The organism is Sinomicrobium pectinilyticum, from assembly GCF_003725735.1.
In the GTDB taxonomy this organism is placed as follows: domain Bacteria; phylum Bacteroidota; class Bacteroidia; order Flavobacteriales; family Flavobacteriaceae; genus Sinomicrobium; species Sinomicrobium pectinilyticum.
This window is the reverse complement of sequence record NZ_RJTM01000056.1, coordinates 1-362: the sequence shown is the minus strand read 5'-3', so window position 1 is coordinate 362 and position 362 is coordinate 1. Positions and strand designations below refer to the sequence as shown.

General features: G+C 45.0%; 1 protein-coding gene. It reads left to right on the top strand.

Annotated features, from left to right (window positions below; all coding sequences use genetic code 11):
- The coding region (locus ED312_RS07710) for a helix-turn-helix domain-containing protein (RefSeq protein WP_148044242.1) at positions 1–362 on the top strand (362 nt) is incomplete at both ends.

Here is a 362-nt window from a genome sequence, read left to right as displayed (position 1 = left end):
GCGGGGTGCCCCAGGAGATCTTTAAAAATATTGAAGCCGGACTGGAGATATTTGAACGTAAACAACGGTTTACAAATCCCGATATTTCCCTGAAAAGCCTGGCCGACGAGCTGAATACCAACTCCACATACCTCTCCAAGGTGATCAATACCACCAAGGATATGAATTTCAGCCAGTACCTGCACCATATCCGTATTAAGCGCATCGTGGAGCGACTGAAAAACGAGGAAAAACTAAGACAGTATGCCGTTGAAGCCATTGCACAGGAAGCCGGCTATAAAACCGCGCAATCCTTTACCAGGGCGTTTTATAAGGAAACCGGGATTTATCCTTCGTATTTCCTGAAAAGGTTAAAAACGAAA